Source organism: Saccharopolyspora sp. NPDC049426 (assembly GCF_040676935.1).
Classification (GTDB): Bacteria; Actinomycetota; Actinomycetes; order Mycobacteriales; family Pseudonocardiaceae; genus Saccharopolyspora.
In genome coordinates this window covers 372,903-385,587 of record NZ_JBFAPZ010000003.1, presented here as the reverse complement: position 1 = coordinate 385,587, position 12,685 = coordinate 372,903, and the positions used below count along the sequence as shown (strand labels likewise).

General features: G+C 67.8%; 11 protein-coding genes and 1 pseudogene. 9 read left to right on the top strand and 3 right to left on the bottom strand.

Annotated elements, in window-relative coordinates; translation table 11 throughout:
- Positions 1-38 precede the first annotated feature (38 nt).
- The gene (locus AB0J78_RS07970; RefSeq protein WP_363787929.1) at positions 39-857 is read right to left on the bottom strand and encodes a universal stress protein; all 819 of its coding nucleotides are present in this window, start codon (positions 855-857) and stop codon (positions 39-41) included.
- 254 nt (positions 858-1,111) lie between these two features.
- Here AB0J78_RS07970 and AB0J78_RS07965 point away from each other — a divergent pair.
- The 5 genes and pseudogenes from AB0J78_RS07965 to AB0J78_RS07945 all read left to right on the top strand — a co-directional run.
- A pseudogene (locus tag AB0J78_RS07965) lies at positions 1,112-2,092 on the top strand (GNAT family N-acetyltransferase); the annotation flags it as partial.
- Positions 2,093-2,122: 30 nt separating this feature from the next.
- Positions 2,123-3,826 carry an acetate--CoA ligase family protein gene (locus tag AB0J78_RS07960; RefSeq protein WP_363788136.1) on the top strand — a complete coding sequence of 568 codons (1,704 nt, stop codon included), beginning with the start codon at positions 2,123-2,125 and terminating at the stop codon, positions 3,824-3,826.
- A 172-nt stretch (positions 3,827-3,998) separates the two neighbouring features.
- Positions 3,999-4,616: a hypothetical protein gene (locus AB0J78_RS07955; protein ID WP_363787927.1), complete on the top strand. Its 618-nt coding sequence runs from the start codon at positions 3,999-4,001 to the stop codon at positions 4,614-4,616.
- Between the two features lie 96 nt (positions 4,617-4,712).
- The gene (locus AB0J78_RS07950) at positions 4,713-5,159 is read left to right on the top strand and encodes a universal stress protein (RefSeq protein WP_363787926.1); all 447 of its coding nucleotides are present in this window, start codon (positions 4,713-4,715) and stop codon (positions 5,157-5,159) included.
- Between the two features lie 65 nt (positions 5,160-5,224).
- Entirely contained in the window at positions 5,225-6,220 is a 996-nt protein-coding gene (locus tag AB0J78_RS07945) for a nitroreductase family protein (protein WP_363787924.1), read from the top strand.
- 101 nt (positions 6,221-6,321) lie between these two features.
- Here AB0J78_RS07945 and AB0J78_RS07940 read toward each other — a convergent pair whose 3' ends face one another.
- The gene (locus AB0J78_RS07940) at positions 6,322-7,221 is read right to left on the bottom strand and encodes a universal stress protein (protein WP_363787923.1); all 900 of its coding nucleotides are present in this window, start codon (positions 7,219-7,221) and stop codon (positions 6,322-6,324) included.
- A 138-nt stretch (positions 7,222-7,359) separates the two neighbouring features.
- On the opposite strand from AB0J78_RS07940, the gene AB0J78_RS07935 reads away from it, so the two are divergent.
- On the top strand, positions 7,360-7,923 hold the full coding sequence (locus AB0J78_RS07935; RefSeq protein ID WP_363787922.1) for a ferritin: 564 nt from the start codon (positions 7,360-7,362) through the stop codon (positions 7,921-7,923).
- Positions 7,924-8,019: 96 nt separating this feature from the next.
- Here AB0J78_RS07935 and AB0J78_RS07930 read toward each other — a convergent pair whose 3' ends face one another.
- Positions 8,020-10,209 (bottom strand): heavy metal translocating P-type ATPase, encoded by a 2,190-nt coding sequence (locus AB0J78_RS07930; protein WP_363787920.1) that lies wholly within the window; start codon positions 10,207-10,209, stop codon positions 8,020-8,022.
- A gap of 559 nt (positions 10,210-10,768) precedes the next feature.
- On the opposite strand from AB0J78_RS07930, the gene AB0J78_RS07925 reads away from it, so the two are divergent.
- The 3 genes from AB0J78_RS07925 (at position 10,769) to AB0J78_RS07915 (ending at position 12,613) form a co-directional block, all read left to right on the top strand.
- Positions 10,769-11,029: an SHOCT domain-containing protein gene (locus tag AB0J78_RS07925; protein WP_125092146.1), complete on the top strand. Its 261-nt coding sequence runs from the start codon at positions 10,769-10,771 to the stop codon at positions 11,027-11,029.
- 170 nt (positions 11,030-11,199) lie between these two features.
- The gene (locus tag AB0J78_RS07920; protein ID WP_363787919.1) at positions 11,200-11,703 is read left to right on the top strand and encodes a flavodoxin domain-containing protein; all 504 of its coding nucleotides are present in this window, start codon (positions 11,200-11,202) and stop codon (positions 11,701-11,703) included.
- 31 nt (positions 11,704-11,734) lie between these two features.
- Positions 11,735-12,613, top strand: a complete 879-nt coding sequence (locus AB0J78_RS07915) for a universal stress protein (RefSeq protein WP_363787918.1) — start codon at positions 11,735-11,737, stop codon at positions 12,611-12,613.
- The last annotated feature ends 72 nt before the right edge of the window (positions 12,614-12,685 follow it).

Genomic DNA, 12,685 nt, shown 5'->3' with positions numbered 1-12,685 from the left:
GTGAATGCGGTATTGCGCTACTGGCTCGACCTTGATCGTCAGCCGGGGACCACTGCGACAGGACAGGGAGCGTGGTGCAGCGCGCCACGCGTTGTTGAACCCAGCAGCAAACCGGTGAATCCGCCTATCCCGCGGTGGCCGACCACGAGCAGCTGGGCCTGCCGAGCCGCGTCGCGCAGCGCCTGCACGGGCGGGATGTTCGATACCACCTGGTGCACGACGACCTCCGGAAAGTCTTCGGCCCAAGGCGATACCTGGGCCTCGAGACTGCTCCTGGCCGAAGCCAGCAGTTCGTCGCGGTCCGGGTGGTCGTAGGGGCCCGGGATGAAGCTGGCGTCGGGAAATGCTTGAACCGCGACGAGTTCGCTGTTGAAGCGCGTTGCAGCGTCGAAGGCGAAGTGGAGCGCGTGGTGGCTCTCCGTCGACCCGTCGATCCCGACCACCACTGGCCCGGACTGCGGAAGTTCGGTGCTGGGCACGACGACGACCGGGCACGATGCATGGGTGGCGACCGCGGTGCTGGTCGAGCCGAGCAATGTCGTCCGGAACGCGCCTTGGCCACGGGATCCCACCACGATCAGCCGCGCTGCGGCGGATCGGTGGACCAGTTCCCCAGCGGGATGGCCGGACCTGACCTCTTCGGTGATCTCCAGCTCACCTGCGATGTGCCGACAGCTGTTGCCGATGTCGTGGACCACCGCCTCGGCGTGCGACTCCCGGTCCGGTTCGTTGTTGACCAGAACGAGATGCAACGGGGCTGCCAGGCGCACTGCTTCTGCCGCCGCCCACACCGCGGCCTGCGCGGAGGAGTTGGAACCGTCCACACCGACCACGATGGAGTGCTCGGCTCGCTCCATTTTCTCGCACCTCCACGGATGTGTGCGCGCATCGACCACTGTCGACTGCAACTGGCGTGCTGATAGGTTCTCCGGGCCCTATCGTTGCTTGCGAGCGCGAGGTCCGCGTCTGCCACGACGGGCATGAGGGGCGGTAAGTGCTTCGCACAGCGCCTGAGAGGCCCTGGGGACCGAGAATGCGCGCTTGGGAGTCGGCTGGCAAACCAGGAACCCGCCGAACAATCGATCCTCGGAGAGGATGAGGACCCGGCTCGATGTCGACAGGTGGCGGGGCCGACCACGGCCCTGAAGTGCAGGATACGGCGCAGGTCGCGCGTGCGGTGCTGACCGATGGCAGCGTCGTGACCGTGCGACCGCTGGAAGTCCGCGATCTTGCTGAGGTCGAACGCCTGCACTCCGCGCTTTCGGAGGTGGACCGCTACTTCCGGTTCTTCGGTGTGCCATCGGAAGTAGCCCTGGAACGTTTCGTGCGGAGGCTGGTGGATCACGGCGATGCGCATGCTCTCGCCTTGGGAGCGTTCGACGGGCACCGCTTGATCGGGGTCGGCCATTTCGAAGTGTTGATCCCGGAAGTCGCCGAGGTGGCTTTCGTGGTGGAACGGGCGCGGCACGCGCGCGGAGTGGGAACCTTGCTCCTGGAGCACCTGGTGTCGGCGGCACGACGTCGCGGACTGCGAGAGTTCCGGGCTGAGGTGCTGGCGGCGAACTCAGCGATGATGCGGGTGTTCCAGGACAGCGGCTTGCAGTACGACGTGAGCGCGGACGGGTCGTCGTACCAGGTGACGATTGCGCTGGACGCGGGAGAACCGTACTACGCCAAGGTGAGCGACCGTGAGCGAGTGGCGGACATCGCCAGCTTGCGCCGGGTGCTGTGCCCTGCCTCGGTAGCTGTCATCGGTGCGAGTCATCGGGCGCCAGCGGTGGGAAACGCTCTGCTGGGCAACATCATCCGTGGCGGCTACACCGGAAGGATGTACGCGGTCAACCGGAGCGGAGGAGAGGTCCTCGGACTGACCGCCCACCGGTCCGCGTCCGATCTTCCGGAAACTCCCGAGCTCGCAGTGCTGTGCGTGCCCGCCGAGCACGTTTCGGACGTGGCGGAGGAATGCGGAGATCTCGGGGTACGAGCGCTGGTCGTTGTGACCGCCGGGATCTCGGGGTGTCCGATGTTCGCGGAGGGGCTCATCGCAGCGGTCCGGCGCTGGGGGATGAGGTTGCTGGGACCGAATTGCCTCGGCCTGGTCAACACCGACCCGGTCGTGCGGTTGGACGCGACCTTCAGCGCCGCGGGTGCGCCTCGGGGCGAGGTGGGGCTCGCCACGCAGTCCGGAGGAGTGGGAATCGCGCTGATCGAACGGCTGTCCGGACTCGGCCTGGGTATTTCCACGATGGTGTCCACTGGCGACAAGTACGATGTGAGCGGCAACGACATGCTCCTGTGGTGGGAACGCGATCCGCGCACCATCGCGGGGGTCCTCTACCTCGAATCCTTCGGCAATCCGCGAAAGTTCGCGTGGCTGGCGCGCAGGTTCAGCGAGCGGAAACCCTTGATCGTGCTGCGCAGTGGTGCCAGCCCGATCGCCCAGCGAGCCGCGCTCTCGCACACGGCAGCGGCCGCTACTCCGAGCACCACTCGAGACGCGTTGCTCCGGCACACCGGCGCCATCGGTGTCGACGATCTCGGAGAACTGGTGGCAGTGCTTGGTCTGCTCAGCTGGCAGCGACTCCCGAAGGGGCCGCGCGTGGCCGTGGTCAGCAACGCGGGAGGACTCGGCCTGCTTGCGGCCGAGGCCTGTGCGCAGGCCGGTCTCGAGTTCTCCTCGCTACCGGAGGCCGGGCCCGACCTGGCCGCCTTGTTGCCGGAGCAGGCCAGTTCGCGCAATCCGGTTGACACCACGGCTGCGATCGACGCCGCCACGTTCGCTCAAAGCGTGGAGTTCGTGCTGCGCGACGAGACGGTCGATGCCGTGGTCGTTCCGGTCTTGCGAACCGCGGTGAGCGACCCGATCGCGGGTTTGACCCACGCAGTCTCTCGCGCTCGGGCACGCGGCTGCGACACACCTGTGCTCGCGGTGCGCGCTGGGCAGGAAGAATCGTTGGCGTCGCTCGTCGACGGTGAGGCACGAATCCCCGTGTTCGCCGATCACACCCTCGCCGCTCAGGCGCTGGCCGACGTCACCACCTACAGCCGCTGGCTGAAGCGATCTCACGGCGTGGTTCCCGACCTCCCGCACATCGACGTCTCGACCGCGCGCGATTTGGTGGGTTCCGCGTTGGACCACCTACCAGCGGGCGGTTGGCTGGGGGACGACGTGGTTCGGAAGCTCCTCGGGTCCTTCGGGCTCCCCAGCGTGCCGTCGTGGGAATGCGCCACCGAAGACGAGGCCGTCGTCGCTTTGCGCGAGTTCGACTGCCAAGTGGTGCTCAAAGCCCATGTCGAGGGGCTGGTGCACAAGGGTCGAGCTGGTGGCGTCGTACTCGGCGTAGCGACGGTCCCCGATCTCCGCGCCGGCTGGGCACGCCTGCGGGCGCGCTTCGGCACCGACCTGCGTGGTGTCACGGTGCAGCCCATGGTCGCGCAAGGGCGGGAGTTCCTGGTCGGGACGCTCAGCGACCCCGCCTTGGGGCCGATGATCGTTTTCGCGCTCGGCGGAACGGACACCGACCTGATCGCCGACCGCAGCCGGCGACTCTTGCCGCTGACCACCGGCGATGCCGAAGACATGTTGCACGAGCTACGGGCCGGGCCCCAGTTGTTCGGTCCTCGGTCGGACGAAACGCTGGACCGCGACGCCGTGACAGATGTGCTCCTGCGGACGGCTCGCTTGGCCGAACTGTTGCCGGAGGTTGCCGAGGTCGACCTCAACCCGCTGATCGTGACCGCAGGAGGCGTGCAGATTCCCGATGCTCGCATCCGTTTGGAACCGCGTGAAATCGAAGACCCCCTGATCCGGAGATTGCTGCTGTGAGCGAGGCCGGTGGGGCTGTGACAGCAGTGTTCGGGCAGGACCCCTGCGCTCGTCCGTATAGACCGTAGGTGGCCGTGGTACCCGAGGTGTGGTGCACGCGGTGACGCCGTCGGCAGACCGAACGCTCTAGCGAGGAGGAGTCCCGATGAACAAGAGAACCAGGGAGACTGACGTGACAGCGGAGACGGACACCACCGCGGACTCGACGTCCTGGGAGGTCACCGGCGAGTCCGTGACGATCGACGATTTCGCGGCCGAGAGCGATTTCGAAGCCGTCGAACACCTCGTGGTCAACAGGGCGCCGGACGCGATGTATTCCGCGCTCCGGAACCTGGACCTGCTCACGATCAGGTCATCCACGGCGGACCTGGCCATGTGGGTTCGAGGTTTGCCTGAGCGCTTGAAGAGGCGGGTCCCACCGAGGCAGCCGACCAGGCTGACCTATGACGATCTCGTCTCAAGCGGCGACTGGGTTCTGCTCGGCGAGCAGCCCGGAAGAGAGGTCATCTTCGGGGCGGCGGGCCGGTTCTGGACTCCGATCGTGCGATGGGAGCAAATCGAGGCCGAGCAGTTCACGGAGTACGGCAAACCGGGGCGGGGTAAGATCTTCTCTTCGTTGTCGGTCCGACCGTACGGTCGAAGCAGCAGCCTGGTGACCTACGACATCCGCACCGTTCTCAACGACCCGATCACACACCGAATCTTCAAGCTGTACTGGGTCGTGGTCAAGCCGTTCGTCAGGGCCATCATGCGAGCCACCGTCCGCGCTGCCGCCGAGCAGGCGGCGTAGTCGTGCGAACAGGTCGGAGGCCGTCCAGTGATGACGGCCGGTCTCGCGGCTGAGCGGTAGACCCGGATCCGAACACTTCTGGAAATGGACGGGGTCATGAGTGAGAACGGACCGCGAATCGTCGTCGGAGTCGACGGCTCACCGGGCTCGCGAGCGGCACTGCGGTGGGCGCTGCGCTACGCCGAACAGACCGCCGGGGAGATCACCGGGGTGCTGGCGTGGGCACCGCCGAACTTCACCGAGCCCACACCCATGCCACCGCTGATGTCCGATGACGAGTTGAGCATGCGCGCGGAGAAGGGGCTCCGGGAGATCGTCGACGAGGTCACGGCGGCGTTGCCGACATCGGTGCCCATCCGCAGAGAGGTCGTCCGCGGTCATGCCGCAAGTGTCCTGCTGGACCAGGTGAAGCACGCGGATCTCCTGGTCGTCGGAAGTCGTGGGCACGGCGGATTCGTGGGTGCTCTGCTGGGGTCGGTGAGTCGGCATTGCGTCACCCACGCACCGTGCACCGTCGTCGTTGTTCGTCCGCCGGCCCAATGATGACGATGAGAGGAAACGGGTGATCTTGCCGGTGATGCGCGAGGATCCTGGTGGGGGTGAATGCGATGGCCGGAAGGTGGGTTCCGTCGCGGGAGACGGTGCGCGCGGCGTTGGCGTTGGCGTGCCGGGCGCCCTCGGTGCACAACAGCCAGCCCTGGCTGTGGAAGGTTGCCGAGCATTCGGTGCACCTCTACCTGGATCCGTCTCGCGCGTTGCCCGTTGTCGACCCGACCGGCCGGGAGGGGGTGATGAGCTGCGGCGCTGCGTTGAACCACCTGCGCATCGCCTTGGCCGCCGAAGGATGGCAGGCCCGGGTGCACCGGCTGCCGAACCCGGATCAGCCGGACCACCTGGCCTCGATCGAGTTCACCAGGCTCGACGAGGTCGATGAGCACGTGCTGACCTTGGCCGCCGCGGCTGCTGACCGCCGCACCGATCGGCGGCCGTTCCTGACCGACCCGGTGCCGCAGGAGGTGCTCGCCCCGTTGCGCGAGGTCGCGGGGTCCGAGGGTTGCCGGCTCGTCCTCGCCTCTGACGAGCGGTTGCGCAGAGAGCTGGAAGTCGCCATCGAGCAGGCGAATTCGGAGTTGCGCCAGTGGCCCGAGTACCGGCAGGAACTCGCCTCGTGGGCAGGGCGCCACGCTGCTGCTGAGGGGGTACCGGCTCGCAGCCTCCCGGCGGAGCACCTGCGTGGTATGCCGGAGCGGAACTTCGCGCTCGTTGCCGAGGGCGAGCTGGAGGTGCCGATCCTGGACGATGGGGCGGTCTTGGCGGTGCTGGCGACCCTGGGTGACGATCAGGAGAATTGGCTGGCGGCGGGCGAGGCGCTGAGCGCTGTCCTGCTCTGCGCGACGGAACAGGGCCTGGCGACGTGTCCGCTCAGTCAGATCGGTGAGAGCGCCGTTTCCCGCGATCAGGTCCGGGAGCAGGTTCTCGGGGGAGACGGGGTTCCGCAGCTGGCGCTGCGGATCGGGTGGCCGGTGACGCACGAGTTCCCCGCGCCGCTGACACCGCGTCGAGCGCTGTCGGACGTCATCGAAGGGTTGTTCCCCGAAGGGTGAACGCTGCAGCGCACGGCCCCGACACCTCCCTCGACCAGCGGCGCTCGTCCTTCGCCCACGTTGCTCACGGTGCGGAGGCCGGAAGCGGTGACCTCGCAGGTTCACCTGATCACCGCTACGGGGCAGGCTGCGTAGTGCACCACGGCGTGGCTGACCGAACCGAGCAAGGTCGAGCGGAGGGCACCGCGCCCGCGTGTGCCGACCACGAGGAGATCGGCATCGACCGCAGCGGTGAGCAGCGCATCGGTGGGACCTTCGGTGGTGATCAGCTCTTGGTGTGCCACGACGTCCGGGTACCGCTCGGCGCATCCCGCCACGGACTCGGCCAAGACGCGGCGCTGAGCGTCGATGGCATCGGAGTCGAGGGTCCATCCGCGGTTCGGTGGCAGCGGGTCCGGAGCTTGCTCTGCGATGGCCAGCAGTGCGGTGAGTTCCGCGTCGTGGCGGAACGCGAGGTCGTAGGCGAATCCCGCTGCCCGCGCGCTGCATGCGGAGCCATCGATGCCCACGACGACCCGTTCGATCTCTGCCGGCGGTCCGTTGGATCCGGACCAGCGGTGGCCGCGCACGATGACGACCGGAGCGGGCGCCGAGCGCACCAGGTCGCCGGCGGTCGAGCCGAGTAGAAGATGATGCGCCCGCCCCTTCCGGGGCGGGCCCAGCACGAGGACGCACGCGCCGGTAGCGGCGTCGCGCAAGATGCTTGCCGGGTCGCCCATGCGTGCCCGCGTCCGCACTTCCAGACCGGGGTGTTCGCGACGGCATTCGGCAGCGATGTCGGCCAGCACCCGCTGCGCGGCGCTGCGCAGCGGTTCGAACGAAACGGTCTCGCTGGGCAGGTGTATGCGCGTCAACTCCTCGAGCGGGATGGGTATCGCGTGAACGACCTCCAGCGGCCGCCCGCGTGTCGTGGCGTCGAGCGCCGCCCACCGCACTGCCGTCCGCGATTCTGCGGAAGCATCGAATCCGACGACGACCCCGTCGTCGTGGACCGTCGACATCGCGATCAACCTCCGGTGGTCGGGCTATCGCAAGCGTCGCTCAATCGGTGCTGCGCCGCAGCCCGCGTGTGTGCGTGAGGCTTCACCGGCGTCGCGCCCGGTCGCGCTCATGGCCGCCCGGACGTAGCGTTTTTTGCCATGGATGCAGTTGTGAAGACGATTTCGCCTCGCACCTCCCAGGCCCAGGACCTGATGGAAGAGCAGGTGGGAAGCGGACTCAGGGCATCGCAGCAGTACCTGGCCTGCGCGGTGTGGTTCGACCAGCGGGATCTCCCGCGTCTGGCGTCGTACTTCTACCGGCAGTCGCTGCGCAAACGCGATCACGCGATGCGGATCGTGCAGTACATGATCGACAACAGCGTTGCGGTGGAAGTCCCCAGCGTTGAGGCGGTCCGAAACGACTTCTCGGACCCTCGTGAGCTGATAGCGCTCGCCGTTGAGCAGGAACGCGTCGCGACCGATGAAGTCACGACGTTGTCTCGAGTCCTGCGTGAGGAGGGAGATTACCTCGGCGAGCAGTTCGTGCGCTGGTTCCTGTCCGAACAAGTCGACGAAATCGCGCAGATGAACACGATGCTCAACGTCGCCGATCGCTCGCAGGGCAACATGTTCGACCTGGAGGACTACCTCAAGCGGGAATCCGTGGAGAACGAGAGGTACGAATCGGGAGCCCCTCAGGTCGCGGGCGGGAAGTTGCGATGACGTCCCGTGCACCACGTGGTGCCGGCCCCGGAGGCGGCAGCTGCGGTGAGCACCAGTGCGTCGTGGCTCACCGGGCGTGGCGCGGTGCTTCCGGGCTCAGGGGCCCTGGTTGGTTTCCGCCAGCGCGAAGTAGCTTTCCTCTTCCTGGGTGAAGTGCAGGAGTAGCACGGTGTGCAAGCCGTACAGGGTGGCGAGAAGGTCCTCGACTTGGTCGTCGCCGATGTGCCGACGCGCTTCAGCGAGGTTCAGGTGGGAGCGGATCCTGGCGCTGAGTCTGTCGATCTCGGCGTGCATGCGGCTCATCGTCGCGGTGGCCTCGGCGCCGCCCAGTGCGGAGGCGAGGGCGGGGTAGAGCTGGATTTCCTCGGCTCGTTCGTGCGGAACGAGCCGCTGATCCAGGAATTCACCGGTCCGACGCAGCGCGGCCAGTGCATTCGTGGACCTGGGGTTTCCGGAGATGAGGTCCGCGGTGTCGCGGATCATGTGCAGGGTTTCCCGGAGCTCGTTCTGCTCGGAGGCGAAGTGGTGCAGCAGGTCTTGCGTGGCGGGCGGCACGGTGCGCTCGCCGCGGTCGCGGCCGCGCAACGCACGCAGCGCGTTGAGGATGACCGCGACGTCGATGCCTTCCTGCAGGAGAGCCCCCGCAGCGGGTTGCAGCAGACCGGCTACGGCAATGCCCATGGCCAGGAGCGACAGGCTCATGCCGACGGCGGCGCTCTGCACCGCGATGCCGCGCGCGCGACGGGCGATGCTCATCGCCTCGGCGAGGGGATCCAGCCGATCCGCTGTGAGCACCACATCGGCGGCCTCCGACGACGCGGTAGAGCCGCGTGCCCCCATCGCGATTCCGACCGTCGCCGCCGCTAGGGCGGGAGCGTCGTTGACGCCGTCGCCGACCATGATGGTGGTCGCGGTTCGGCTCTCCTCGCGCACACTTGCGACCTTCTCCGCGGGACTCTGCTCGGCGTGCACCCCGTCCAAGCCCAGCACGGTGGCGACTTCCCTGGCCGGTTCGAGGCGATCGCCGGTAAGCATGACCAGGCGGCGCAGTCCTGCTTCCCGCAGCCGCCGGAGGGTTCTGGGGGCGTCTCGGCGCACTGGATCGCGCAGCAGCACCGCGCCTACGAGTTCGCCTTCGCGGCTGACCCAGGCGATGGCAGCGGCGTCGAGCATGGCGCGGTTCAGCGTGGTGTCGATCCAGCGCGGTCTGCTCTCGGGAAGCGCGAGTTTGCCGACCTCGATTCGGTCACCCTCGACGATGCCGCTCATCCCGCGGCCCGGCTGTTCCGATGCGTCGTGTGGTGGCGTCAGCACGAGCTGAAGCCGGCGCGCGTGCCCGACGATGGCCTCGGCGAGGACGTGGGGGGATGCCTGGTCCAGCGAGGCGGCCAGCCGGAGCACTTCCGTGGCCTCGATCGCCGGTGCGTTGATGACGTCCAGCACCGCTGGGTGTCCCGCAGTGAGGGTGCCGGTCTTGTCCATGACCGCGGTGGTGGCGCGGCCGAGGTTCTCCAGCGCAGTGCCATCGCGGATGATCACCCCGGCTCGAGAAGCCCGGGACATGCCCGATACGACCGCCACGGGAACCGCCAGAAGCAGCGGGCAAGGTGTGGCAACGACCAGCACAGCGACCGCGCCGACCGGGGAACCCGTGATCAACCAGCTGGAACCGGCGAGGAGCAAGGTCAGCGGGAGGAACCACGTCGCGTACCGGTCGGCGAGCCGGACGACGGGTGCGCGCTCCGCACCGGCCTGCTCCGCCAGCCGCACGATCCCCGCGTAGGTGCTGTCCTGGGCTCGAGCATCGGCCAGCAGTTCGAAGGCGGTTCCCGCGTTGACGACGCCGCTGCGCACGGTGTCTCCGGGAGCGCGCTCGACCTGCCTGGATTCGCCGGTTAGTACAGACTCGTCGAGGAGAGCGGGATCGCTGCTGACCCGACCGTCGACAGGCACCACCTCACCGGGGGCCACCAGCAACAGGTCGCCGACGCGCACCTCGTCCGCGGAGACGTTCTCGATGGCTCCTTTCGCGCGCCGATGGGCGATCCGGGGGGCGTGCTCCAGCAGAGCGCGCAAGTCGTGGGAGGCTCGGCGCTGCGCTGCGGAGTCCAGGGTCTGCCCGGAGGCGAGCATCACGGCGATGAGCGCTCCTGCGAGGTACTCGTGCACTGCGAGGGTGCCGCCGAGCGAGAGCACCGCGATGAGGTCGACGCCGGTCCGGCCCTGCCACAACGCCAACACCATCCAAACCAGCGCGGGCACGATGGCAGCGGCGGTTGTCGCCATCCACACCACGTCGGCTATGCCGGGAGCCCCGACTGCCCAGGCAGCAACGCCGACGAGCAGCCCGCTCGTCGTGACGACGAGAAGCGTCGGCTCGAACCAACGTCGGAGCCGACTCGCCTTATTCTGATGCGTCGACCGTGGATCGGGCATCGCCCGCACATCCTTCTCGCTACTCGTCGCGTACCAAACACCCCGCGCGCACCGGGTCGGCAAAAACCGGCCCGGCGCAAACTGGCCCTCTGTCGCCGCTCGCCTATGGCTGGCGGGAGCCACACGCCGCCTGAGCGCGCCAGAACGCGGAGGCCAACGTTAGGAAGGGCTGCCCTCCGGTAGTAAGGGCCAATGTCCTCTCCCTCAACCATTGCGGGTCTGGCGACGCCCGGCGGGGGGTTCTTGCTGGAGGGGAGGAGTATCGGCCGGAAAGGCTCGGCCGGGTTTCCGGTGCGATGCTGCGCGCTTGCCGTGCGTTCGGCGGGGTACCCAATCGGCGCGGGCGTTCGGTCGTCGCAGATGGAGGCCTGAGCGGTTGCCTGGCCAACGCGTGGTTGAGGAGGTTGCCATGATGTTCGGAGATGGGGGCATGGGCGTGTGGGGGTTCGCGTTCATGACCGCGAGCACGGTGCTGTTCTGGGCGGTGATCATTCTCGGCATCATCGCCTTGGTCCGGTATCTGTCGCGAACGGCCGACCACGGTAGGTCCCAGGATTCGACCAGCAGTGCGGAGCGCTTGCTAGCCGATCGGTTCGCGCGTGGCGAGATCGACGAGGAGGAATACCAACGTCGTCTCCAGGTGCTGGGCGAGCGAGCGCGAGGCCGGTAACCCCTGCGGGGATGAGAGAACCTCGGGTCCTCATCAGTGTCCGACCGCTCCGTCGCTCACACTACGGTGCCACATTGGTTTCAACGTCGCTCACGACGGTGAAGACGTGCGGTCGGCGGCTTTAGGCAGGACACTCGGCGGTGTTCGGCCGTAGTAACGAGGGGGCCGCGATGGGCAAGCGAGCACTCGTCGCTTACGGCACCAAGTCTGGTGCTACCGGGGAGATCGCAGCAGCGATCGGTGATGTCCTGGCACAGGCGGGCCTCGATGTCGACGTGCGCCGTGCTGGGCACGTGCGGGGCGTCGAGAACTACGACCTCGTCGTTCTGGGGAGCGCAGTTTACATGGGCCGTTGGTTGCACGAGGCGCGTCGCCTTCTGAGCCGCCGGGACTTGGAGGGGTGCGAAGTCTGGTTGTTCAGCAGTGGACCGGTTGGCGAACAGGCCCGGGGCCGCGAGGGAGAGAAGTGGACCAGACCTCCGCGCATCACTCGGCGCGGCGAGCGGATCGGCGCACACGATCACGTGGTGTTCGGTGGTTCGGTTTCCGAGCACGGTGGTGGGTTCCTCCGCCGGAACATGGCGAAGTCGATCGACCCGGCGTTCAGGGACTTGCGCGACTGGGATGAGATCGCCGTCTGGGCCAGCAAGATCGCGTCCGCGCACGCGGAGTGACGCAATCAACCGTCGCCATTCGGGAGTGGATATGAGCAATCCGAGCCTCAAACCGGTGGTCGTGGGTGTTGACGGTTCGTCGTCGGCCGTCCACGCGGTGCGGTGGGCTGCGGCTGAGGCGCATCGCAGGAACGCGGGGTTGCGGATCGTGTACGCCGATGTGCTCTCGTTGGTCTACCTTCCGGATCTGCCGGGTTACCCGCTTCCCGTGCCCTACATCCAGGCCGCGCAGCGGCAGGGCAAGGAGTGGCTGCACCGGGCGGTCGATGTCGCCAGGTCGGAGGTGGCCGGCCTCCGGGTGGAAACCGAGATCCATGTTGGACAGGCGGGGGCCGTGCTGGTCGATGAGTCGCGCGGGGCGCAGTTGGTCGTGGTGGGCAGTCGGGGTTTGGGTGGGTTCACCGGGTTGGTGGTCGGGTCGGTGGCGGTGGCGCTGAGCGCTCACGGGCATTGCCCGGTCGCGGTGGTCCGCGGGCCCGGGACAGCGGTGCCCGAGGCTCCGGTCGTCGTCGGAGTGGACGGGTCTTCCGCCGGCGAAGCGGCGTTGACCACGGCGTTCGAATACACCTCGCGACGCGGTGTGGCGTTGCGAGCGGTGCGCACCTGGAACTCCCTCGATGCGGAGGCGGCGTGGTGGTCCGAGGGGCAGGGCTGGGACAGCGTGCAGACCGACCAGGAACGGTGGCTGGCTGAGCAGCTGGCGGGCTGGTGCGAGAAGTTCCCCGACGTCGAGGTCCACCGCTACGTGTCCCACGACAAGCCCGCCCGAGCTCTTCTCCAGCACGCCAAGCATGCGCAGCTGGTGGTGGTGGGTGCGCGGGGGCGTGGCGGGTTCACCGGCTTGCTGCTCGGTTCCACGAGCCAGCAATTGCTGCAGCATTCGCCCTGCCCGGTGATCGTCGCGCGCTGAAGCCCGTCGGCACGTCCGCGCGTGATGAGTGAGCCAGACGTAGCCGACCGCTGGCCGGAGGAGAGGGAACGT

Bases quoted from the DNA above. Each gene is read 5' to 3' on its own strand.
- AB0J78_RS07920 (WP_363787919.1), top strand. From the start codon at position 11,200: ATGGGCAAGCGAGCACTCGTCGCTTACGGCACCAAGTCTGGTGCTACC.
- AB0J78_RS07970 (WP_363787929.1), bottom strand. From the start codon at position 857: ATGGAGCGAGCCGAGCACTCCATCGTGGTCGGTGTGGACGGTTCCAAC.
- AB0J78_RS07940 (WP_363787923.1), bottom strand. From the start codon at position 7,221: ATGTCGACGGTCCACGACGACGGGGTCGTCGTCGGATTCGATGCTTCC.
- AB0J78_RS07925 (WP_125092146.1), top strand. From the start codon at position 10,769: ATGATGTTCGGAGATGGGGGCATGGGCGTGTGGGGGTTCGCGTTCATG.
- AB0J78_RS07915 (WP_363787918.1), top strand. From the start codon at position 11,735: ATGAGCAATCCGAGCCTCAAACCGGTGGTCGTGGGTGTTGACGGTTCG.
- AB0J78_RS07930 (WP_363787920.1), bottom strand. From the start codon at position 10,209: ATGGCGACAACCGCCGCTGCCATCGTGCCCGCGCTGGTTTGGATGGTG.
- AB0J78_RS07945 (WP_363787924.1), top strand. From the start codon at position 5,225: ATGGCCGGAAGGTGGGTTCCGTCGCGGGAGACGGTGCGCGCGGCGTTG.
- AB0J78_RS07935 (WP_363787922.1), top strand. From the start codon at position 7,360: ATGGATGCAGTTGTGAAGACGATTTCGCCTCGCACCTCCCAGGCCCAG.
- AB0J78_RS07950 (WP_363787926.1), top strand. From the start codon at position 4,713: ATGAGTGAGAACGGACCGCGAATCGTCGTCGGAGTCGACGGCTCACCG.